Source organism: Neobacillus rhizosphaerae, assembly GCF_050477885.1.
Classification (GTDB): domain Bacteria; phylum Bacillota; class Bacilli; order Bacillales; family Cytobacillaceae; genus Neobacillus; species Neobacillus rhizosphaerae_A.
In genome coordinates this window covers 1-20133 of sequence record NZ_JBCNAC010000060.1, presented here as the reverse complement: position 1 = coordinate 20133, position 20133 = coordinate 1, and the positions used below count along the sequence as shown (strand labels likewise).

General features: G+C 38.3%; 20 protein-coding genes. 17 read left to right on the top strand and 3 right to left on the bottom strand.

All coding sequences use genetic code 11. The features are described from left to right. The first annotated feature begins 18 nt into the window (after positions 1 to 18). Both ABES03_RS07545 and ABES03_RS07540 read left to right on the top strand, forming a co-directional pair. A complete protein-coding gene (locus tag ABES03_RS07545) occupies positions 19 to 843 on the top strand; it encodes an SGNH/GDSL hydrolase family protein (protein ID WP_430116511.1) in 825 nt (274 codons plus the stop codon). A 6-nt stretch (positions 844 to 849) separates the two neighbouring features. Continuing rightward, positions 850 to 1428, top strand: coding sequence for a YpmS family protein (locus ABES03_RS07540; protein ID WP_430116509.1), 579 nt, complete (start codon positions 850 to 852; stop codon positions 1426 to 1428). A 32-nt stretch (positions 1429 to 1460) separates the two neighbouring features. Here ABES03_RS07540 and ABES03_RS07535 read toward each other — a convergent pair whose 3' ends face one another. After that, complete coding sequence (locus ABES03_RS07535) at positions 1461 to 2213, bottom strand: DUF4397 domain-containing protein (RefSeq protein WP_430116507.1); 753 nt, start codon at positions 2211 to 2213, stop codon at positions 1461 to 1463. 343 nt (positions 2214 to 2556) lie between these two features. On the opposite strand from ABES03_RS07535, the gene rsgA reads away from it, so the two are divergent. The 3 genes from rsgA (at position 2557) to msrB (ending at position 4716) form a co-directional block, all read left to right on the top strand. Next, complete coding sequence (gene rsgA / locus ABES03_RS07530) at positions 2557 to 3624, top strand: ribosome small subunit-dependent GTPase A (protein ID WP_430116505.1); 1068 nt, start codon at positions 2557 to 2559, stop codon at positions 3622 to 3624. A 176-nt stretch (positions 3625 to 3800) separates the two neighbouring features. Continuing rightward, positions 3801 to 4292, top strand: a complete 492-nt coding sequence (gene msrA / locus ABES03_RS07525; RefSeq protein ID WP_430116655.1) for a peptide-methionine (S)-S-oxide reductase MsrA — start codon at positions 3801 to 3803, stop codon at positions 4290 to 4292. Next, positions 4276 to 4716 (top strand): peptide-methionine (R)-S-oxide reductase MsrB, encoded by a 441-nt coding sequence (gene msrB / locus ABES03_RS07520; RefSeq protein ID WP_430116502.1) that lies wholly within the window; start codon positions 4276 to 4278, stop codon positions 4714 to 4716. The genes msrA and msrB overlap by 17 nt, the downstream gene beginning before the upstream one ends. A gap of 83 nt (positions 4717 to 4799) precedes the next feature. On the opposite strand, the gene ABES03_RS07515 is transcribed toward msrB, so the two are convergent. Next, complete coding sequence (locus ABES03_RS07515) at positions 4800 to 5399, bottom strand: DUF502 domain-containing protein (protein ID WP_430116500.1); 600 nt, start codon at positions 5397 to 5399, stop codon at positions 4800 to 4802. Positions 5400 to 5517: 118 nt separating this feature from the next. Between ABES03_RS07515 and ABES03_RS07510 the strand changes: the two genes are divergently transcribed. Together ABES03_RS07510 and ABES03_RS07505 are read left to right on the top strand one after the other, a co-directional pair. Beyond that, a complete protein-coding gene (locus ABES03_RS07510; RefSeq protein ID WP_430116498.1) occupies positions 5518 to 5679 on the top strand; it encodes a YjcZ family sporulation protein in 162 nt (53 codons plus the stop codon). Between the two features lie 188 nt (positions 5680 to 5867). Further along, positions 5868 to 7334, top strand: coding sequence for an NAD(P)/FAD-dependent oxidoreductase (locus tag ABES03_RS07505; RefSeq protein ID WP_430116495.1), 1467 nt, complete (start codon positions 5868 to 5870; stop codon positions 7332 to 7334). A gap of 70 nt (positions 7335 to 7404) precedes the next feature. Here the strand turns inward: ABES03_RS07505 and ABES03_RS07500 are convergent, their stop codons facing one another. Then, positions 7405 to 8766, bottom strand: coding sequence for a TrkH family potassium uptake protein (locus ABES03_RS07500; protein ID WP_430116493.1), 1362 nt, complete (start codon positions 8764 to 8766; stop codon positions 7405 to 7407). A gap of 112 nt (positions 8767 to 8878) precedes the next feature. Between ABES03_RS07500 and ABES03_RS07495 the strand changes: the two genes are divergently transcribed. The 10 genes from ABES03_RS07495 (at position 8879) to ABES03_RS07450 (ending at position 20073) form a co-directional block, all read left to right on the top strand. Next, positions 8879 to 10300, top strand: coding sequence for an aspartate aminotransferase family protein (locus tag ABES03_RS07495; protein WP_430116491.1), 1422 nt, complete (start codon positions 8879 to 8881; stop codon positions 10298 to 10300). After that, the gene (locus ABES03_RS07490; RefSeq protein ID WP_430116489.1) at positions 10301 to 10993 is read left to right on the top strand and encodes a 3-oxoacid CoA-transferase subunit A; all 693 of its coding nucleotides are present in this window, start codon (positions 10301 to 10303) and stop codon (positions 10991 to 10993) included. It abuts the gene before it with no gap. Further along, entirely contained in the window at positions 10978 to 11643 is a 666-nt protein-coding gene (locus ABES03_RS07485) for a 3-oxoacid CoA-transferase subunit B (protein ID WP_430116487.1), read from the top strand. Before ABES03_RS07490 ends, ABES03_RS07485 begins: the two co-directional genes overlap by 16 nt. A gap of 30 nt (positions 11644 to 11673) precedes the next feature. Then, on the top strand, positions 11674 to 12942 hold the full coding sequence (locus ABES03_RS07480) for a peptidase (RefSeq protein WP_430116485.1): 1269 nt from the start codon (positions 11674 to 11676) through the stop codon (positions 12940 to 12942). Between the two features lie 15 nt (positions 12943 to 12957). Further along, a complete protein-coding gene (gabT, locus tag ABES03_RS07475) occupies positions 12958 to 14292 on the top strand; it encodes a 4-aminobutyrate--2-oxoglutarate transaminase (RefSeq protein WP_430116483.1) in 1335 nt (444 codons plus the stop codon). 76 nt (positions 14293 to 14368) lie between these two features. Beyond that, the gene (locus ABES03_RS07470) at positions 14369 to 15790 is read left to right on the top strand and encodes an aldehyde dehydrogenase family protein (RefSeq protein WP_430116482.1); all 1422 of its coding nucleotides are present in this window, start codon (positions 14369 to 14371) and stop codon (positions 15788 to 15790) included. Positions 15791 to 15886: 96 nt separating this feature from the next. After that, positions 15887 to 16741: a putative beta-lysine N-acetyltransferase gene (gene ablB / locus ABES03_RS07465; protein ID WP_430116480.1), complete on the top strand. Its 855-nt coding sequence runs from the start codon at positions 15887 to 15889 to the stop codon at positions 16739 to 16741. 64 nt (positions 16742 to 16805) lie between these two features. Continuing rightward, a complete protein-coding gene (locus tag ABES03_RS07460) occupies positions 16806 to 18203 on the top strand; it encodes a sigma-54 interaction domain-containing protein (RefSeq protein WP_430116478.1) in 1398 nt (465 codons plus the stop codon). A 143-nt stretch (positions 18204 to 18346) separates the two neighbouring features. Beyond that, positions 18347 to 19777: a lysine 2,3-aminomutase gene (gene ablA, locus ABES03_RS07455; RefSeq protein WP_430116477.1), complete on the top strand. Its 1431-nt coding sequence runs from the start codon at positions 18347 to 18349 to the stop codon at positions 19775 to 19777. A gap of 11 nt (positions 19778 to 19788) precedes the next feature. Further along, a complete protein-coding gene (locus tag ABES03_RS07450) occupies positions 19789 to 20073 on the top strand; it encodes a YokU family protein (protein ID WP_430116475.1) in 285 nt (94 codons plus the stop codon). Positions 20074 to 20133 lie beyond the last annotated feature (60 nt).

Genomic DNA, 20133 nt, shown 5'->3' with positions numbered 1-20133 from the left:
GAAAGCAGGTGAATAAAGATGAAAACGTTTTTCACCGCTCTAATTCTCTCGATATTATTTTTAAGTTCATGTACTCAATCTAACCCTCTAGAATTCCATCAGGAAAAGAAGGTAGTGGCACAGGTTTTTAAGCAAATTCCAGCGGATTTTTATCCACGTACACTAACGGTTGTTTCAGCAGGTGATTCCTTAACCAAAGGTATTGGGGATAGTACTGGTAAAGGTGGATACTTACCATATTTAGAGTCTATGTTAGAAAAAGAAAAAGGGATTCAAGAAGTTGATTTTTTTAATTTTGGTGTGAAGGGTAATCGAACCACTCAACTTTTAAAACGACTTCAATCGCCAGAAATGAAATTAGCAATAAAGAAGGCTGATTTAGTAATTCTGACAATTGGCGGCAATGACATCATGAAAGTTGTTAAGGATCATTTCTCTAATCTTCAGGTGTCTGATTTTACGAAGGAAAGAGAAAATTACAAAAAACATTTAACTCAAATAATGGAGGCTATTGATCAAGAAAATCCCGATGCATCCATTGTTTTAGTTGGCCTATATAATCCCTTCTCCAAATGGTTTTCAGATATTAAAGAGATGGATCAAATTGTTGCCGATTGGAACCAAACTGGTCAAATGGTTATTGCCAATTATCCTCATGCATTTTTTGTCCCAATTGAGGATGTATTCTTAAATGCAGCTGAAGACCTTTTTTACACAGATAATTTCCATCCAAATAACAAAGGATATGAACTGATTGCACAAAGGTTGAATGAGACACTAGGAGAAAGTGTATTACCTGATCTGGAGAGAAAATCCTATACAGTCAGTACAGAGGAGAATTAGAAATTTATGAAAAACAAGTGGAAGATAGGGTTCCTTCTCTTGTTAGGAATCAACCTATTAGTCGCATTTATCATGTTAACTCTAATAATGATGCCATCGAGTAATAAGGAAAGTAGCAAACAAAAAGATTTAAAGGAGGATCATGTATCCTTCCATGTAAAATCAAATAAGAATGATCTTAATCGGTTAATCAATCATTACTTGAAGGAAGAAGCTGCAGATTCACCAATAGAGTACCAGGTCGTACTCGGAGATGAAGTGGAACTATATGGAACAATACCGTTCTTTAGTGAAGAACTTAATATGAAACTTACTTTTGTACCTGAAGCGTTAAAAAATGGCGATTTGGTTCTTAAACAAAAATCAATGGCAATTGGCCGATTACATCTCCCCATTGCTTACGTTTTATCATTCATAAGTGACAATTACAAGCTCCCTAGGGGAGTGGATATTCGTCCGGATGATCACCTTGTTTACGTTCATATGCAGCAATTAAAGTTGAAAAGTGATTTGAAAATTAAAGCAAATAAATTTGACTTAAAGAAAGATGATATCGCATTTACCATATTAGTTCCGGTCAAATAGGGGGCTGACTCATAGTCAGCCTCTCTATTTTTTTATTCCTTCACGCTAATAAAATGGATTTCAGGTTTCTCTTTTACTAACCCTAGAAATATAATGGTGTAGCTTTCATTTGGTTTAAAAGAGACACTTGGAATAGGAAGAACCACTTCTTTACTGCCCGCTTCTCTTGCTTCAAGGTCAACAGTCATGGGAGTTAAACCTAAATATTCAGTTGCTTGTTTATAGGATACTTTAGGGAAGATCACATCTCGGTCCTTTACGGCAATATCTAGTGGAGGAGCATCAGGTGATAAATGGATAAAGCGCACTTTTGCTTCATTCAATGGTGTTGAAGGCTCATTTTGAAACACCAGCAGGCGTAATTTTTTTACAGAGTCTATAGCGGTTAGGGTATAGGACTTTCCAGGCTCTACTGTTATTTTTTTATTTAAAACACTGTCTACCATGTTCCCTGCTGGATAAATATCAATATGATATTTCCCCGCCTTTAAAGAAAGTTCATCACTTACCTGTTTAAATGTTAAGTCTCTGATTACTCGCTTCCCATTAATATAGATATCTAAATTGGGTGCGTCTGGAGAAGTATGAAGGATGCGTATTTTCGCTTCATTCTGAGATAGTGGGGGAGGGGTTCGCATAAACTGCAGGGCTTTATTCATGTATTTTAGATGTTTGCCATAATAGTGCATGTGCAGATTTGGGAGTGAATATTTATAGTATTGTGCCAACAAATCATACATTGCCGCTCTTTGTAGATAATCGGTATAGGTTCTTTTATCAGACATTCGTTTCAACTCCTATCTTTTGGTTTACATGATAATTTATTCATGCTTATTTAGGTAGGTGTCTACCATCTCTTGTTGAATGTTGGAAATTTTTCATTTTTTGTTTACAATTGGATAAATTAAACATATACTTAAAATAATTACTATTGAAAGCGGGTGAAGTGCAATGTTAATTGTAAATATTCGTGTAACTCATTATCAGAATATTGTTTGCACAGCCCAAAAAGGTTCTATTTAGGGAAATTTCTACCCTTTATTCCACTACGTGAGTAAAACCATGGGCTGTGTGTGCCTATGGTTTTTTATTATGCAAAAAATACATTCTCGCTGGAGGAATTTAAGGATGAATTTAGTAACAATGGGATTAACCGATAAAGTAAAAAATGATTTTGATCATGTTAAAACAAGTGAAGAATTAATTCTTGGGCGTGTAGCACTTGAGCATAAGCACTTGTATCGAGTATGGACGGAGCAAGGTGAGCTACTATGTGAAGTATCAGGGAAATTTAGCTTTCAAGCTCAGAACCGTGAGGATTTCCCTGCTGTAGGAGATTGGGTTTGTTTGAAACCTAGATTTTCAGAAGAAAAGGGCACAATTATGGCCGTATTACAACGAAAAAGTAAATTCTCAAGAAAAGCTGCAGGTGACACAGCAGAAGAGCAGATTGTAGCTACAAATGTGGATACAGTATTTTTAGTTAATTCACTAAATGAGGATCTAAATCTAAGGAGAATTGAAAGGTATTTATTGTTATCGTGGGAAAGTGGGGCATCACCGGTAATTGTTTTAAGTAAAGCTGATCTTTGTTCAGACATCCATGGGAAACTGAAAGAAGTGGAAGCTATTGCCTTGGGCACTGTACCTGTTATTCCAATCAGCTGTGAAACGAGTCTTGGTGTTGCGAGCTTAGAGCCCTACCTAAAACCGGGAAAAACAATTGCCCTGCTTGGGTCATCAGGGGTGGGGAAATCGACGTTAACTAACAGGTTACTAGGGAAAGAAAAGCAACTTGTTCAGGAAATAAGGATGGGTGATGATAAAGGAAGACATACGACAACCCATAGAGAGATGATTCTTTTACCGAATGGCTGTGTACTCATTGATACTCCTGGAATGAGAGAATTACAGCTATGGGAAAGTTCAGAAGGCTTAACTGATACCTTTTCGGAAATTGAGGAATTGGCTGGACAATGCCGCTTCCGTGATTGTCAACATAGGAATGAGCCAGGTTGTGCAATTGTTAATGCGATAGGAGAGGGATTCGTTACAGTTGAAAGGCTAACGAGCTATAAGAAGCTGCAAAAAGAATTGGCTTTTATTGAGAGAAAGTCTGATAAACGTGCCCAAGCAGAAGTTCGAAAACAATGGAAAAGTATTAATAAACAGATGAAACAACGGAAGAGTCATTAGAAAAAATGAAGTCGAAACAGTGTAAACTGCTTCGACTTTTTTGTATAAAACAGTAGATTTTATTTTTATATCAACATTCTGTATACTTTTATTACAGACAATAACCAACAGAAAGGGTGGGGTTTTTGGAGAAAAACTACGAAGTCGCTACTTTTGCCGGCGGTTGTTTTTGGTGTATGGTCAAACCATTTGATGAACAACCAGGAATAATAAGCGTTGTTTCCGGATATACAGGAGGAACAGTTGAAAATCCTACCTATCAGCAGGTATGTTCGGAGACGACAGGGCATTTTGAGGCTGTTCAAATTACTTATGATCCTGGAATATTTCCTTTCGAACAATTGCTTGAATTATTTTGGCAGCAAATTGATCCAACAGATCCTGGTGGTCAATTTTATGACCGCGGACAATCATATCAAACGGTGATTTTTTACCATAACGAAATGCAAAAAAATTTGGCTGAAGAATCCAAGAAAGCGTTGCAGGAAAGTGGCAGGTTTAGTAAACCAATTGTTACTCCAATATTGCCTGCTAAGACCTTTTATCCGGCTGAAGAATACCATCAGCAGTATTATAAGAAAAATCGCGCTCATTATGAGTCATATCATATAGGCTCGGGTAGGGCAGGTTTTATCCAAAAGCATTGGGGAGATGAAAGTGATAAATAAGGATAAGTTAAAACAGGAATTAACTCCGATTCAATATGAAGTAACACAAAATAATGGGACAGAGCCTCCTTTCAGAAATGAGTATTGGAATGAAACTAGAGACGGAATTTATGTTGACCTTGTCTCAGGTAAGCCTTTATTTAGCTCGTTAGATAAATTTGATGCCGGATGTGGCTGGCCAAGTTTTACGAAGCCGATCAAAGAGGAAGAAGTCATAGAAAAATCTGATTTCAGCCATTTTATGGTTCGGACGGAAGTCAGAAGCAAAACAGCTGACTCCCATTTAGGCCATGTGTTTGATGACGGACCCCATCCAACAGGCTTACGATACTGTATTAACTCGGCCGCTTTAAGGTTTATTCCCAAGGAAAAACTGGAAGAGGAGGGGTACGGGGAGTTCGTAAAATTATTTAAAGCAAAGTAAGAAAAGCGCTGGAGCTGGACAATTCTCGAAGTCGAATACTAAGCTTTCCTATAAAAATAAAAAGCCGCTGCGTTAGCGGCTTTTTATTTTAATCCTTTTCCCTTTTGTTTCGATGTTGAGGTCATTCCTCCTGAGAGGATAAACTTCATTGCGTCCTCAGGCTTAACATCGATAATCTCCACCTGGTCCTTTGGGATAAGAAATGTAAATCCAGCTACCTGAAAGGTTTGTGGGATATAGACTGCCACATGATCCTTTAGTGGACTATAAAAATCCTCTACCTGTTCGGAAGTTATAAAACCCATACTCCGCATGTCAGTTCCAGGAATGACTACAAGTGCAACCTTGGAGAAGGCTTTCTTTTCACCAAGAAAGGATTGGACGGTATCTTTTATGACTGAATAAATGGTTTTAACAATTGGGATTCTTTCCAGTAGATGATCAATTAGTTTGATTATCTTGCTCGTTATAAATTTTGTTGACAGCCAGCCTAAAAGGGTAATTAAGATGATGGTGGTTAGTAATCCGAAACCTGGAATATAATCTTCCTTTAAAAAGGGTTTCAAGCTATTGCCAAGCAAGCCGTCTAAAAAGAGAAATGTCTTATAAATAACATAGAAAACAAGAATAATTGGAACAATCGTTAAGATCCCATTAATAAAACTTTTAATCATTGACTTCATGGTTTCACCTGCAATTTTTATCATTGTCTTTCATAATATAGGCGAATGCACATACAGGTCAAGTATCTAGTTCATAAAGTAACAGGGAAAAGAAACAAATTATCGAGGAGTGAATGTTATGTATCATGGATACGGATATGGTGGTTTTGATGGGTGCTGTGGTTACCCTGCATACCCTGCAACTGGATGTGGAGTTGGCTTTGGTTTTGGAGGATTTGCGTTAATCGTTGTATTGTTTATCTTATTAATCATCATCGGAGCAAGCTGGAACTTTTGCTAAATAAAATAGGGCTGACTCATGGATGTTCTCCATGAGTCATTTTTTATGGGTATTTTTCTGATAATAAACCAAAAGGCGAACATTAAACTATTTTAATAAAAAATAGTTCGTTTTTAATGTTGACGATACCCCTACCGTCTGATATATTTACCAATGGATGAGTAAAATGACTTTGGAGGTATTGGACAATGAATACGAAATATGATGTGATTGTAGTGGGTGCTGGCCCTGCAGGGATTTTTACCTGCTATGAACTTACGCTAAAAATGCCGAACGCAAAGGTGCTATTAGTGGATAAAGGACATGATATTTATCGAAGAAATTGCCCAATCTTACAGAAAAAAATAGAAAAATGCCCTCCTGCTGCCGGAAGAAAAGAATTTGCGGGCTGTTTACCAGCCTGCTCGATTACCAATGGTTTTGGTGGTGCTGGCGCGTACTCTGATGGGAAGTTTAATATTACCAGTGAATTTGGTGGCTGGATGACTGATTATCTTTCGGATTCCCAAGTAGTTGAGTTAATTCGTTACGTTGATGAGATTAATTTAAAGCATGGTGCAACTGAAAGTATTACGGATCCATTAACGGATGAAGTAAGGGATATTGAACGCCGTGGCTATGCTGCGGGGCTTAAATTATTGCGTGCCCAAGTACGTCACCTCGGAACGGAGCAAAATCTAGAAATCTTAAAAAGTATTTTTGAATATTTAGCAACAAAAATCGAGATGTCCTTCAAAACGGAAGTAGAGGATTTAATTACCGAAAAAACAGCAAATGGACATGTGGTTAAAGGAATTAAACTGAAGGCTGACCAAAATATTTATGCAGATAAGGTGGTAATTACCCCGGGACGAGATGGGTCTAAATGGCTTTCTGATCTATTAAAATCACGAAGATTACGAATGAGTAGTAACCAAGTGGATATAGGTGTTCGAGTGGAAACCTCCAATATTGTTATGCAGGAAATAAACGAGCATTTATATGAGGGGAAATTTGTGTTTAACACATCAGTGGGGACTAGAGTGCGAACTTTTTGTAGTAATCCTTCTGGACATGTGGTGGTGGAAAATCATTCGGGTATCATGCTAGCTAACGGCCATGCCTATAAAGATCCAAAGCTAGGAAGCTCGAATACGAATTTTGCCTTACTCGTATCCCATACTTTCTCTGAACCATTTGATCAGCCGAATGAATATGCGCATGAAATTTCTCGACTTGCCAACACCCTTTCGAACGGTGGCTTAATTGTTCAAAAGTACGGGGATATTTTAAAAGGCAGAAGATCGACTGAAAAGAGGATTAAGGAAGGTTTCCTTGAGCCTACTTTGAAGGAAGCGGTCCCTGGAGATCTTGGTTTAGTCCTTCCATATAATACATTAAAAAGTTTGATTGAGATGACTGAGGCTCTAAATCAGGTTACTCCTGGTCTCGCGTCTGAGCATACTTTATTCTACGGTGTGGAAGCAAAATTTTACTCTGCAAGACCAAAGTTAAACGACCGATTCGAGTCTGAAATTAGCGGCCTTTATGTTGGTGGGGATGGAGCAGGAATCACTCGAGGTCTGGCGCAGGCTAGTGCTTGTGGGGTTTGGATCGCTAGAGATATTATTGAAAAAACACCAACGGAACAAAAACAAGTAACAATAATGGCTTAACCCGTAGCTTTCTGCGAGTGTTAATATAAAACGAGGAGGTGATTGTACACCTCCTCGTTTTGTATTAAGCTTAACCAATGGTTACCTTTTCCTTCGGATAATTGAACTTTTCCTTGCTGGCTTTTCCTCGTAAAATAAGCAAACAAGTAATAATTCCAACTCTTCCAATAAACATTAAAATAATAATTAAAATCTCACCAAATGTAGTTAATCTGGGTGTTAGCCCCATTGACAGTCCGTTTGTACCAAAAGCAGAGGAAACCTCAAAAATGACTTCCATTACAGTCCCTTTCTCTGTGATCGTTAAAACTAATATAGAAAAGAAACAAAGGAACGCACCGGTTGTAATTACGATAAATGATTTGAGAATATCTTCGCCAAGTAATTCCCGTCTGAATATTTTAACCGTACTTTTTCCTTGTGCGTAAAAAACGATGGCTAATATGGCTATAGCAAATGTCGTGGTTCGTATTCCTCCGCTTGCACTGCTAGGTGAGCCGCCGATAAACATTAAAATAGAAAGGAAAAGTTGATTACTAGGAGTGAATTCATTGATATCCATAGTAGCTAAACCTGCACTTTTTGTTGTTGCTGAATGGAATAGTGAATAAAAAAAGGCTTCATGCCACTCTTTATTGACAAAATAGTTTCGACTATCAAATATGTAAATGAACAACGCTCCAACTACTGTGAGGATGATAAATGTAGCTGTTGTTAACTTAGTGAAAAGAGTAAAATGAAACTTTTTCTTTTGCTTACGACTTAAAAAGAATTCTAAAACTTCAACGATTACTGGAAATCCAATTGCCCCCACAATCATTAAAATAATAATAGTTGTTTGAATAAAGTAGTCATTGTTAAAAGGATTAAGGGACTCTCCAGTTATATCAAATCCTGCGTTAGTGGTTGCACTAATGGATGAAAAGAAACCATGTTTAAACGCAGATGTGGGGCTGTCGAAATATTTCAAAAATCGTATACCCAAAATAATACCGCCAATAAATTCAAAAGAAATAATGATAATAAATATTCTTTTTGCCAGCTGAACCAATCCAGATAGGTTAGATTGGTTTTGATCAATCATGATTAGCTGCCTTTCTTTAAGGCCCACTTTTTTTCCCAGCATAATCCATAAGAACGTACTTAAAGACATAACCCCTAACCCACCAAGTTGTAGAATGATGCACAAGAGAACTATGCCAAAGTTATTAAATGTATCTTTTATAGAAATCACACTTAGTCCAGTCACACTTATAGCACTTGCAGAAGTGAACATGGCATCAATAAAACTTAATGACACATTTTCACGATGTGCAAATGGGATTTTTAATAATAACGTAGAAATAAGTAATGCAGAGAAATAAAAGATAACAATTAATTGAATAGTAGAAATCTCTTTGGATTTTGTTTGTAACTTTTTTATTGTGTTCATATAATCATTTCCTTCAGCAGTCTAAGTGTAATTCTATAATATTACCCATAAAAAGTAAAAGGCAGGCTCAAAAGCCTGTTTTTTTTCTGTCATCTGAACACATGGAGATAGAATGAAAAACCACTTCATACAATTATATAAGTGGCTTACTTATTTCCTAAAAGAAAGTGGTGTCAAAGTGGAAAATTCATTTCTAATCAAACCCATGTTGGATGAAATATACCCTGTTATTGATTATGGTAAGGGCGTCTATCTATTTGATATGGACGGAAAAAAATATTTGGATGCTGCCTCAGGTGCAGTAACTGCCAATATTGGTCATGGTACGGAGGAAATTATAGATGCCATGCAGGACCAAGCTAAAAAAGTGTCGTTTGTTTATCGTTCGCAATTTACCAGTAAACCTGCAGAAAAACTTGCCAAAAAAATAGCCGAATTAATACCAGGTGACCTCAACTGGAGTTTCTTTGTTAATAGCGGGTCTGAGGCGACTGAGACGGCAATGAAAATGGCCATTCAATACTGGCAGGAAAAAGGAGTCAAAACAAAATTAAAAGTGTTATCAAGGTGGGTCAGCTACCATGGGATTACTCTAGGTGCACTTTCTATGTCCGGACATACAGGGAGAAGAGCTAGATTTGTTCCACTATTAGAAGAGTTTCCAGTAATTAATCCCCCTTATTGTTATCGCTGTCCCTATAATCTGGAGGCACCAGCATGTAATTATCTATGTGCTCAAGAGCTAGAAACAGCCATCATGAGGATAGGTGCTGAACAAATTGCTGCTTTTATAGCCGAACCGGTTATTGGTGCTGCGGGGGGAGCGATTGCACCACCAAAAAATTACTTTAAAAGTATTAAAAAAATATGTGAAAAACATGACATTCTTTTTATTGCGGATGAAGTAATGACAGGTTTCGGGCGAACAGGAACTATGCTTGCATGTGAGCAATGGGAGGTAACCCCTGATATTGTAGCTTTTGGAAAAGGAATGGGCGCAGGATATGCACCAATTGCAGCCGCTGTAGCGAGTGAGAAGGTGATGGAACCCATTTTGGCTGGTTCTAAATCAGTAATGAGCGGACATACGTTAAGCGCAAACCCCCAATCATGTGCAGTTGCGTTAGCCGTTCTTGAATACTTAGAAAAATACAAGATTATTAATGAAGTAGAAAATAAGGGGATTTATTTGAAAAATCAGATTGAAAAACTAAAAGGTCAATTTTCATTTATTGGGGATGTACGCGGCAAAGGGCTGCTTCTAGGTATAGAATTTGTCGAAAATCAAACTGATAAAACACCATTCCCAAGAAATGCTTTAGTCACACAAAAAATGGTGGCATTGGCTAAGGAAAAAGGATTAATCATTTACCCGGCAGGTGCAGGAATTGATGGGATGAATGGTGACTCTATCATTATTTCGCCGCCATTAATCATTACAAAAAGAGAAATTGAAGAGCTTGTGGGTTTACTCAAGGATACTTTTACAACCTTTTTAAATGTAAGAAATGCTGAAATGGTTGGTGATGCTTAAATGGAGAATTCGTTCGGAAAAATTACAACATTAGAGGCTGTTCTAAGATTTTTTCATGATGAAATGACCATCATGTTTGGGGGATTTGGCGGGGTCGGAACACCCCCGACATTAATTGACGGTATTCTGGATAAGGAAATCCGGGAGCTCACCTTAATAGGAAATGATACAGGTTTCCCACATATAGGAATAGGAAAAATAGTTAGTCGTGGAAGAGCTAAAAAAGTCATTGCATCCCATATTGGTTCTAACCCCATAGCAGGAGACCTTATGCATGCAGGGAAGCTTGAAGTGGAGTTTTCCCCTCAGGGTATTTTGATAGAAAGAATTCGAGCTGGAGGTGTTGGATTAGCAGCCATTTTATCTGATATTGGGATGGACAATGAAATGGTCTCTAAAAATAAACCTCGTATTCATCTAAATGGCAGTGACTATCTGATAGAGAATGCTTTAACGGCAGAGGTTTCTATTGTTTATGCCAAGAAAGCTGATGAGTACGGAAATTTAATTTATGACAAAAGCGCACGAAATACGAATCCACTGGTCGCAATGGCAGGGGATTTAACAATTGCCGAAGTAGAAGAAATTGTTCCAATGGGAAGTCTTAACCCTGACGAAATTATTACCCCAGGAGTATTCGTTGATTATGTCATTCCAACTAAGGGGGTGAATTGGAAATGGGCATGGGAATAGATCTTAGGGATAAACTTGCAAAAAGAGCTGCCGAGGAAATTCAAAATGGGATGGTCGTTAACCTTGGTATTGGTATTCCCTCATTAGTACCAAACCACCTAACAAAGGAAACAATAGTTATGTTCCATGCCGAAAACGGGATTACCGGAATGGGACCAAGCCCGGTAAAAGGAGAAGAGGATGAGAACCTATGTAATGCAGGGGGATTTCCCGTTACATTGAACAAGGGCGGCTCCTATTGTGATAGTTCTATTGCTTTTGGAATGATCCGAAGAGGGAGAGTGGATATTACCATTCTTGGTTCACTTCAGGTAAGTCAAAAAGGAGATTTGGCAAACTGGATTGTCCCCGGAAAAAAGGTTCCAGGCATGGGAGGTGCGATGGAACTTGCTCAGAAGGCAAGAAAAGTCATTGTCGTTATGAATCATTGTGATAAAAATGGAAAACCAAAAATTGTTGAAACTTGCTCATTACCATTAACATCGGCAGGCTGTGTGAATCTGATCATCACAGAATTAGCTGTATTCAAGGTTAATGAAGAGGGGTTACTTTTGACAGAGCTGTTTGCGCCGTACAGTTTAGCTGATGTGAAAAGCAAAACTGGATGTCATTTCAAAATAGAAGAACAAATCCGCAAAATTCCGTACTAAACCGGACGCAGGTCGAAGGAGTGAGTGAGTATGCAAAACTATGAAAGCCGTATCAAGCATTGGTTAAAGGAGAATCGAGCGAGAGGGGCAAGACTGTTACAAATCCTTGTACAGGAGAATAGCACTAGGGGAAATGAAAGTAGTACTCAGGCCATTGTTATTGAAAAATGCCGTCAAATGGGTTTGATCCTCGATATATGGGAAATTGGAGGTGAAGAACTAAAAAACCATCCAGCCTATTGTTGTGACCGTCAGAGCTTTGAAGGAAATCCTAATCTAGTTGCCGTTCTAAAAGGATCAGGCGGTGGGAAATCAATTATTTTAAACGGTCATATTGATGTTGTGCCTGTTGGGGATGAATCAAATTGGAGACATGACCCATTTAGTGGAGTGATTGAGTGCGGTAAGCTTTATGGAAGAGGAGCTACAGATATGAAAGGGGGGAATGTGGCTCTTTTAATGGCAATTGAATCCTTAATTGCAAACGGAATTAAATTAAAAGGGGATGTGATTTTTCAAAGTGTCATAGAAGAAGAGAGTGGTGGAGCAGGAACGCTAGCTGCCGTCTTGAGAGGATACAGGGCGGACGGAGCAATTATAACAGAACCAACCAATATGAAATTTTTCCCAAAACAACAGGGTTCAATGTGGTTCAGAATCACGATTAAGGGAAGGGCGGCACATGGTGGCACTAGATATGAAGGGGTAAGTGCGATTGAAAAATCAATGCTTGTCATTCAAAGATTACAACATTTAGAGATAGATAGGAATGCTAAGATTAATGACCCTCTCTTTGAAAAAACACCTATTCCCATTCCTATTAATATTGGAAAGATTAACAGCGGAGAATGGCCTTCTTCGGTGCCTGACACCGCCATTATTGAGGGCAGAATGGGTGTGGCACCAGAAGAAACGATTCAAGCCGCCAAGTTAGAAATGGAGGCATGCCTACAGGAATTGAATGAATCGGATGAATGGTTACAGGTAAATCCTCTTCAAATTGAGTGGTTTGGAGGCAGGTGGCTGCCGGGAAGTTTAGAAAGTGATCATCCGTTAATGAATGAACTATCTACGAGTTTTATAGAGGTGAAAGGGAACCCACCGCTCGTTGAGGCGAGTCCATGGGGAACAGATGGTGGTATTCTTTCGACTGTTGGTAATACACCAGTTGTCGTATTCGGACCGGGAATTACCGAAACAGCTCATGATGCGAATGAGCACATTGATTTGGAGGATTTGTTTGCGGCGAGCGAGATTATTGCTCTAACCTTGATGAAGTGGTGTGAAGTTAGTGAATAAAAGAGGGGGAAGCCAATGGGATCAATCCAACTTAAAACAAAGATTCCTGGTCCAAAAGCGGTAGAATTACTCACCAGAAAAGCGCAGAATGTACCGAAAGGTCCGTTTAATACAATCCATACATTTGCAAGTAAGGGAGAAGGGGCACTCATTACGGATGTTGATGGCAATACCTTTATTGATTTTGCAGGTGCAATTGGTTCCTTAAATGTGGGTCACTGTCCCCCGGGTGTGGTCGCAGCACTACATCAGCAAATTGATGCCTACCTTCATCCCTGCTTCCATGTCATGATGTATGAACCATATGTTAAATTAGCGGAAACACTTAATCGGATTTCTCCGGGTAACCATCAAAAGAAAACATTCTTCTTAAATAGCGGTGCAGAAGCTGTCGAGAATGCTGTGAAAATTGCAAGAAAGTATACTGGGAGGAAAGCAATCATATCATTTGAAAGAGGCTTTCACGGACGTACCTACATGGCGATGTCCTTAACGAGTAAGGTGAAACCCTACAAATATGAATTTGGACCGTTCGTTCCGGAAACGTATAAATGGGCTTATCCTTATTATTATCGCTCTGAATTCGATAAGCCTGAACAATTAGATACAATCTTATTACAGCGCTTTGAAACCTTCTTCCAAAGTGAGGTTCCGCCTGAAGAAATTGCAGCAGTAATCATGGAACCGATACAAGGGGAAGGCGGTTTTGTCATCCCGTCGAAGCAGTTTGTAAAAGGGGTTAAGGAGCTATGTGAAAAACATGGAATCTTATTTATCGCTGATGAAGTTCAAACTGGCTTTGGTAGAACGGGTAAAATGTTTGCTATAGAGCATTTTGATGTGGTTCCTGACTTAATGACTATGTCAAAGTCATTGGGGGCAGGTCTACCAATTAGTGCAGTAACAGGTAGAGCGGAAATTATGGACTCACCAAATGTTGGAGAAATTGGAGGAACATATGGGGGTAGTCCGCTCGGTTGTGTGGCAGCACTTGAGGTGATAAAAGCGATTGAAGAAGGAAATTTATTAAGTCGGGCCGAAATGATAGGGAAGGTTTTTCAAGAACGATTTTCTGCTCTTAAGAAACAATATCCTCAGGTCGGTGATGTTCGGCATATTGGTGCTATGTGTGCCATCGAGTTTGTTACAGATTCAAATTCAAAAACACCAAATAAAGAACTAGTTCAACAAATTATTCATAAAGCACATCAAAATGGCCTTATTATTATGACAGCTGGATTGTTCGGGAACATCATTCGACTACTAACGCCGCTTGTCATCACAGATGACCAATTAAAGGAAGGTTTAGATGTATTGGAAGATGCCATCGGAGAATGTTGTCAAGATTAGCTAGTAGACTATCCTTAATTTGGCATGAATAGACTGTAATATTTTATTTAGATACAAAAAGATTGGAGGATGTCTTTTGAAACAGTCACTGTGGATTGGCGGTGAATATCGACCAACCCTTTCTTATGTAAAATTAAAAAACCCATATAACCTGGAGCATATAGCTGATATTGCTGTTGCTGAACAGGAAGATGTTGTGGCAGCCATCACTGCAGCGCATGAGGCTACTGTAGATATGCAAGAAATCCCTGCCTATAAACGTGCCGAAATATTAGAAAAAGTAGCTAGTCTTCTAAAAAGCGAAAGAGAAGAGTGTGCAAGGCTGATTTCTCAGGAAGCAGCAAAACCTCTTAAAGCTGCGAGAGCTGAAGTCGACCGGACCATTATGACCTACACGTTCGCTGCCCATGAGGCTAGAAGAATCCATGGAGAAACGGTTCCGATGGATGCAGCACCTGGTGGGGAAGGCAGACTTGCTTTTACAATTAGGGAACCCCTTGGAGTAATTGCAGCCATTACTCCATTTAATTTTCCTATGAATCTTGTAGCACATAAAGTTGGTCCGGCCATTGCTGCAGGAAATACAGTTGTCTTAAAACCAGCGAGTCAGACACCATTATCCGCTTATAAAATTGCTGAATATTTTAAACGTGCTGGACTGCCATCGGGTGCTTTAAATGTGGTCACAGGAAGCGGCCGTGTGGTGGGAGATTTATTGATGAAAGACGAAAGAATTAAGATGATTACTTTTACCGGCAGTCCCCAGGTGGGGAAATATATTCGTGAAAATTCAGGGCTAAAGAAAGTAACCCTTGAATTAGGTTCCAACTCCGCTGTTATTGTCGATGATGGAGTTAGCTTGGAAAAAATCATTCCAAGAATCGTTACGGGGGCATTTTCCTATCAAGGTCAAGTATGTATAAGCATTCAACGTGTTTTTGTACATGAAAAAATGATAGATCAGTTTGTCGAACAGTTTATTGAAGAAACGAAAAAGTTAAAAGCGGGAGATCCACTTGACGAACAAACTGATGTATCCGCACTTATAACTAGAGCGGATGTTCAACGTACAAAAGAATGGGTTGATGAGGCAATTGCCAATGGGGCAGATCTTAAATCAGGTGGTAATTTTAAGGATGGAATCTTTCAGCCTACTGTTCTAGTAGATGTTCCAGTTAGCGAGAAGATTTCTTGCGAAGAAGTCTTTGCTCCTGTTGTTCATATTAACCGCTTCACCTCAATGGAGGAAGCCATTAACCTTGTAAATGACTCAAAATACGGTCTACAGGCAGGAATCTTTACAAATGATATACATTATGGGCTGAAAGCAGCTAAAAAACTCGAAGTAGGCGGGGTTATGATTAACGAAATCCCGACCTTCCGTGTGGATCAAATGCCATATGGGGGAGTAAAGCTTAGTGGAATGGGGAGGGAAGGAATTAAGTATGCTGTTGAAGAAATGACAGAATTAAAGTTAATTAGCTTTAAGATGGAGTAAATATAAAATGTCTGGCTACTTCCAAAGCCAGGCATTTTTTCAAATAGGTCTACAAACGGAATAATGAAGGTATTATGTGGTGAAGGAGAGAGATTAATGAAACAGACTGCATCCACAATTTATCTTAAGGAAAACAAGTATTTTATCGAAGTCTGTCTAGACCCTTTTAATAAAAGGATCCGGGTTGATGATTATCGTGGAAATGTAAAATTAATTCTTAAAGAAGTAGAGAAGCTAGTTCAGCAGCATCAAGCAGAAAAGCTTATCATGAAAGGGAGGACTAATGATTTTTTGGCATTAATGGAAAATGGTCTTCAGCCTGAAGCGATGGTAGATCGTTATTTTTTGGGTTCTGATGCTTTTTTCTTTTCAAAGTTTTATTCACAGGACCGTAAAAAAAACGATCATTGGATAACCGAGGATGGAATGATTCATAGTATTTATCAATTAGACCCCACCATGGAAAAAATTTTTCCACCTAAGGAATATGAGTTGAAGAAGGCAGATGATAATTGTGTCGATGAGTTATCCACGTTGTATCGCCAAGTTTTTCAGGTTTACCCAACACCGTTGCATGATCCGGAATATATAAAAAAGACGATGGAAGATGGGACGATTTATTACGTTTATTTCCATCAAGGCAAAATTGTCAGTGCAGCCTCTGCTGAAATAAATTCTTTTTATAAGAATGCAGAATTAACAGATTGTGCCACCTTAACCGAACACAGGAAGTATGGATTAATGAAGATGCTCCTTCAAGAGCTTGAGGGTGAATTGAAAAAAAGGGGAATCTTTTGTTCTTATTCAATTGCGAGGTCGTTATCATTCGGTATGAATGCTGTTTTATTTCAGCTTGGATATTCCTATCGTGGAAGATTAATGAATAATTGTTATATTTATGATAAGTTAGAAAATATGAATATGTGGGTGAAAAATCTGGCAACCTGCTAAAAATTCGGCTGCATATGCCGAATTTTTGGCACCTTGAAAAATGGCAAGAAGGGCAGGTGATTTAATGGTTCAATTAACAGCTTTAACAGAAGAAGTTTTATCAGCAATTCTAAAAAGTATAGATGAAGGTATTCATGTTGTTAACACAGAAGGAAAAACAATCTTTTACAATGAAGTAGCAGCTAAGCATGATGGCATGGGAGTAAAGGAAGTACAAGGGAAGCATTTAATTGATGCATTTCCCTCCCTGACAGAGGAATCTAGTACTCTATTAAAAGTGATTAAAACGGGTAAGCCTATCTACAACCAAACACAGGTTTATCTAAATGTCCATGGTACTAGAATTGATACCATTAATACCACTTTACCAATTTTTTTAGGAAAAGAAATTATCGGTGCAGTTGAAATTGCAAAAGACTATTCACGGATGAAGCTCCTTGCCGAAAGGCTATTAGATTTACAAAAAGGTGTAAAGAGGAGCACCAAGAAAAAGGTAATAAAGCAAGTAAATTATACATTTGCGGATTTAAAAACGGTAAACCCCGTTTTTATCAGTACGAAAGAGGAAGGGAAGAAACTCGCAAAATCAGATTCTCCTATCCTTGTTTATGGGGAATCCGGGACGGGTAAGGAGTTATTCGTACAGGGGATTCATCACGAATCCATCCGTTCTGGAGGTGCATTTATAGCTCAAAATTGTGCAGCTATTCCGGAAACTTTATTAGAAAGTATTCTTTTTGGTACAGCTAAAGGAAGCTATACTGGTGCTGTGGACCGTAAAGGCTTATTTGAACTTGCTGATGGGGGAACTTTATTTCTTGATGAATTACATACGATGCCCATTGAACTACAAGCAAAGCTGTTAAGGGTGTTAGAGGACGGAATTGTTAGAAGGGTCGGAAGTTCGCAAAACATTTCTGTAGATGTACGTGTAATTGCAGCAATGAATGTGCATCCGAGTATAGCACTTCAAGACCAAAAACTTCGATCTGATCTCTATTACCGGTTAAATGTGTTCACTTTTTCTCTTCTCCCATTGAGAGAGAGAAAAGATGATATCTTATTTTTAACAAACTTTTTTATGAAGGAATTTAACCGTAAACTCGAGAAAAATATTTATGGTTTGGAAAAGAAACTTGAGTTGTTTTTTATTGAATATCAATGGCCTGGAAATGTAAGAGAACTAAAACATACGCTTGAATATATGATGAATGTTTGTGAAGGGACACAGTTAAGCGTTGAAGAATTGCCTATGATGCTGAAACATCATGCTGCCCCTTCAAAAGGTAAGACTAATCACCAGTTAGAAAGTTTATCATTAAGAAAAAATATGGAGAAATTAGAAAGAGAACTTATTATGAATGCTCTTGAATTGAGTGAAGGTAATGTGAATCAAGCGGCGAAACTTTTGGAGATTCCTAGACAAACACTACAATACAAAATCAAGAAGTGGATGGAATAATAAGTGCCGATTTTTCGGCATTTTTTCATGTTATAAAAACTGAAATTTATGAAATTTTAGAAAAAAACACTTCCCTTGCGGTTTTATAACGTTGGCATGAAACTTGCATATTATTTAGTAAAGCCAGATAGGGGGAAATGAATATGAAGCAATTCCTATATAAACCAAGCAGGTACTGGAAGGATATAGAACTTTGGAAAGATGTAACAGAAGAGCAATGGAATGATTGGCTCTGGCAATTAACAAATACGATTCGTACTTTAGATGATCTTAAGAAAGTAATTAATTTAACTCCAGAAGAAGAAGAGGGGGTAAGAATCTCAACTAAAACAATCCCCTTAAATATTACACCTTACTATGCATCATTAATGAATCCAGATGACCCACGTTGTCCAATCAGAATGCAATCAGTGCCTATATCAAAAGAGATATATAAGACAAAATATGACCTTGAAGATCCTTTGTATGAAGATGAAGATTCACCTGTCCCTGGATTAACTCACCGCTATCCCGATCGTGTTCTCTTTCTTGTCACCAATCAATGTTCAATGTATTGCCGCTATTGTACAAGGAGGCGCTTTTCAGGTCAAATTGGAATGGGTGTCCCCAAAAAACAACTGGATGCAGCCATTAACTATATTAGGCAAACACCAGAGGTTCGTGATGTATTAATATCTGGTGGTGATGGGTTATTAATAAATGATAATATTTTAGAATATATCCTTAAAAATTTACGAGAAATTGACCATGTAGAAATAATTAGAATAGGGACTCGTGCACCTGTTGTCTTCCCGCAACGAATTACAGAGAACCTTTGCAACATTCTAAAGAAGTATCATCCAATTTGGTTGAATACCCATTTTAATACATCTATTGAGATTACAGAGGATTCTAAGCTAGCTTGTGAAATGCTTGCCAATGCAGGTGTACCTGTAGGGAATCAATCTGTCATTCTAGCAGGTATTAATGACAGTGTTCCAATCATGAAGAGACTCATGCATGATCTTGTAAAGATTCGAGTACGGCCATACTATATTTATCAATGTGATCTTTCAGAGGGCATTGGACACTTCCGGGCACCTGTCTCTAAAGGACTTGAAATTATCGAGGGCCTCCGCGGTCATACGTCTGGATACGCAGTACCAACATTCGTGGTTGACGCACCTGGTGGAGGCGGAAAAATTGCTTTACAGCCCAATTATTTAATTTCTCAAAGTCCTGAAAAGGTCGTACTTCGTAATTTTGAGGGTGTGATTACTTCTTATCCTGAGCCGGAAAACTACATCCCTGGAAGAGCGGAAGGTTATTTTAAAGAAATTTATCCTGAGATGGAAGAAAAAAGATCTGTTGCGGGAATTGCGGGTATTATGAATGATCAGCATTTTAATCTTGTTCCAGAAGGAATAACAAGGCTAAACCGCCGTAAAGATTACAATCAAGATCCTACACATACTTCATTAAAGGATAAACGGAGTAAACGAGATGAATTAAAAGAAAAAAAATTCAAAGCGGTTACCCAAAAGGAAAAGGGGAGCACAGAAACACAACCTAGTGTAGATGTTATGAAAGAATAAGAGGTGGGAGTATGAAAATTGAATGTGAATGGTGTGCTAGTCCAAACGTAGATAGAATTGTAGACTCGGTATACTGGGAATTACCTGATGGGACGAGAGCAATCGAGATCTCAGATACTCCTACCTATTTCTGTCGAGATTGTTCTATGACTTACCAAAGTGAGGTAATAGTAAAGGAAATAGAAAATCACTTATTCTTAATTGATTGTAAACAGGTTTCTAAAGTAATTACCTTTGAGGATTTAATGAAAATACCAAGGTTATTGAAAAGGAATTATTTTGATTTTTCCTCTTAATAAATGGCTTTGTTTAACTAGGCTGTTGATTTCCGCTCCAGGCACTTCGCTTTCCGTGGG

Bases quoted from the DNA above. Each gene is read 5' to 3' on its own strand.
- ABES03_RS07450 (WP_430116475.1), top strand. From the start codon at position 19,789: ATGAAAATTGAATGTGAATGGTGTGCTAGTCCAAACGTAGATAGAATT.
- ABES03_RS07495 (WP_430116491.1), top strand. From the start codon at position 8,879: ATGAAAAACCACTTCATACAATTATATAAGTGGCTTACTTATTTCCTA.
- msrA (WP_430116655.1), top strand. From the start codon at position 3,801: ATGGTCAAACCATTTGATGAACAACCAGGAATAATAAGCGTTGTTTCC.
- rsgA (WP_430116505.1), top strand. From the start codon at position 2,557: ATGAATTTAGTAACAATGGGATTAACCGATAAAGTAAAAAATGATTTT.
- ABES03_RS07490 (WP_430116489.1), top strand. From the start codon at position 10,301: ATGGAGAATTCGTTCGGAAAAATTACAACATTAGAGGCTGTTCTAAGA.
- ABES03_RS07510 (WP_430116498.1), top strand. From the start codon at position 5,518: ATGTATCATGGATACGGATATGGTGGTTTTGATGGGTGCTGTGGTTAC.
- msrB (WP_430116502.1), top strand. From the start codon at position 4,276: ATGAAAGTGATAAATAAGGATAAGTTAAAACAGGAATTAACTCCGATT.
- ABES03_RS07460 (WP_430116478.1), top strand. From the start codon at position 16,806: ATGGTTCAATTAACAGCTTTAACAGAAGAAGTTTTATCAGCAATTCTA.
- ABES03_RS07515 (WP_430116500.1), bottom strand. From the start codon at position 5,399: ATGAAGTCAATGATTAAAAGTTTTATTAATGGGATCTTAACGATTGTT.
- ABES03_RS07480 (WP_430116485.1), top strand. From the start codon at position 11,674: ATGCAAAACTATGAAAGCCGTATCAAGCATTGGTTAAAGGAGAATCGA.
- ABES03_RS07505 (WP_430116495.1), top strand. From the start codon at position 5,868: ATGAATACGAAATATGATGTGATTGTAGTGGGTGCTGGCCCTGCAGGG.
- ablA (WP_430116477.1), top strand. From the start codon at position 18,347: ATGAAGCAATTCCTATATAAACCAAGCAGGTACTGGAAGGATATAGAA.
- ablB (WP_430116480.1), top strand. From the start codon at position 15,887: ATGAAACAGACTGCATCCACAATTTATCTTAAGGAAAACAAGTATTTT.
- ABES03_RS07535 (WP_430116507.1), bottom strand. From the start codon at position 2,213: ATGTCTGATAAAAGAACCTATACCGATTATCTACAAAGAGCGGCAATG.
- ABES03_RS07485 (WP_430116487.1), top strand. From the start codon at position 10,978: ATGGGCATGGGAATAGATCTTAGGGATAAACTTGCAAAAAGAGCTGCC.
- ABES03_RS07545 (WP_430116511.1), top strand. From the start codon at position 19: ATGAAAACGTTTTTCACCGCTCTAATTCTCTCGATATTATTTTTAAGT.
- ABES03_RS07540 (WP_430116509.1), top strand. From the start codon at position 850: ATGAAAAACAAGTGGAAGATAGGGTTCCTTCTCTTGTTAGGAATCAAC.
- gabT (WP_430116483.1), top strand. From the start codon at position 12,958: ATGGGATCAATCCAACTTAAAACAAAGATTCCTGGTCCAAAAGCGGTA.
- ABES03_RS07500 (WP_430116493.1), bottom strand. From the start codon at position 8,766: ATGAACACAATAAAAAAGTTACAAACAAAATCCAAAGAGATTTCTACT.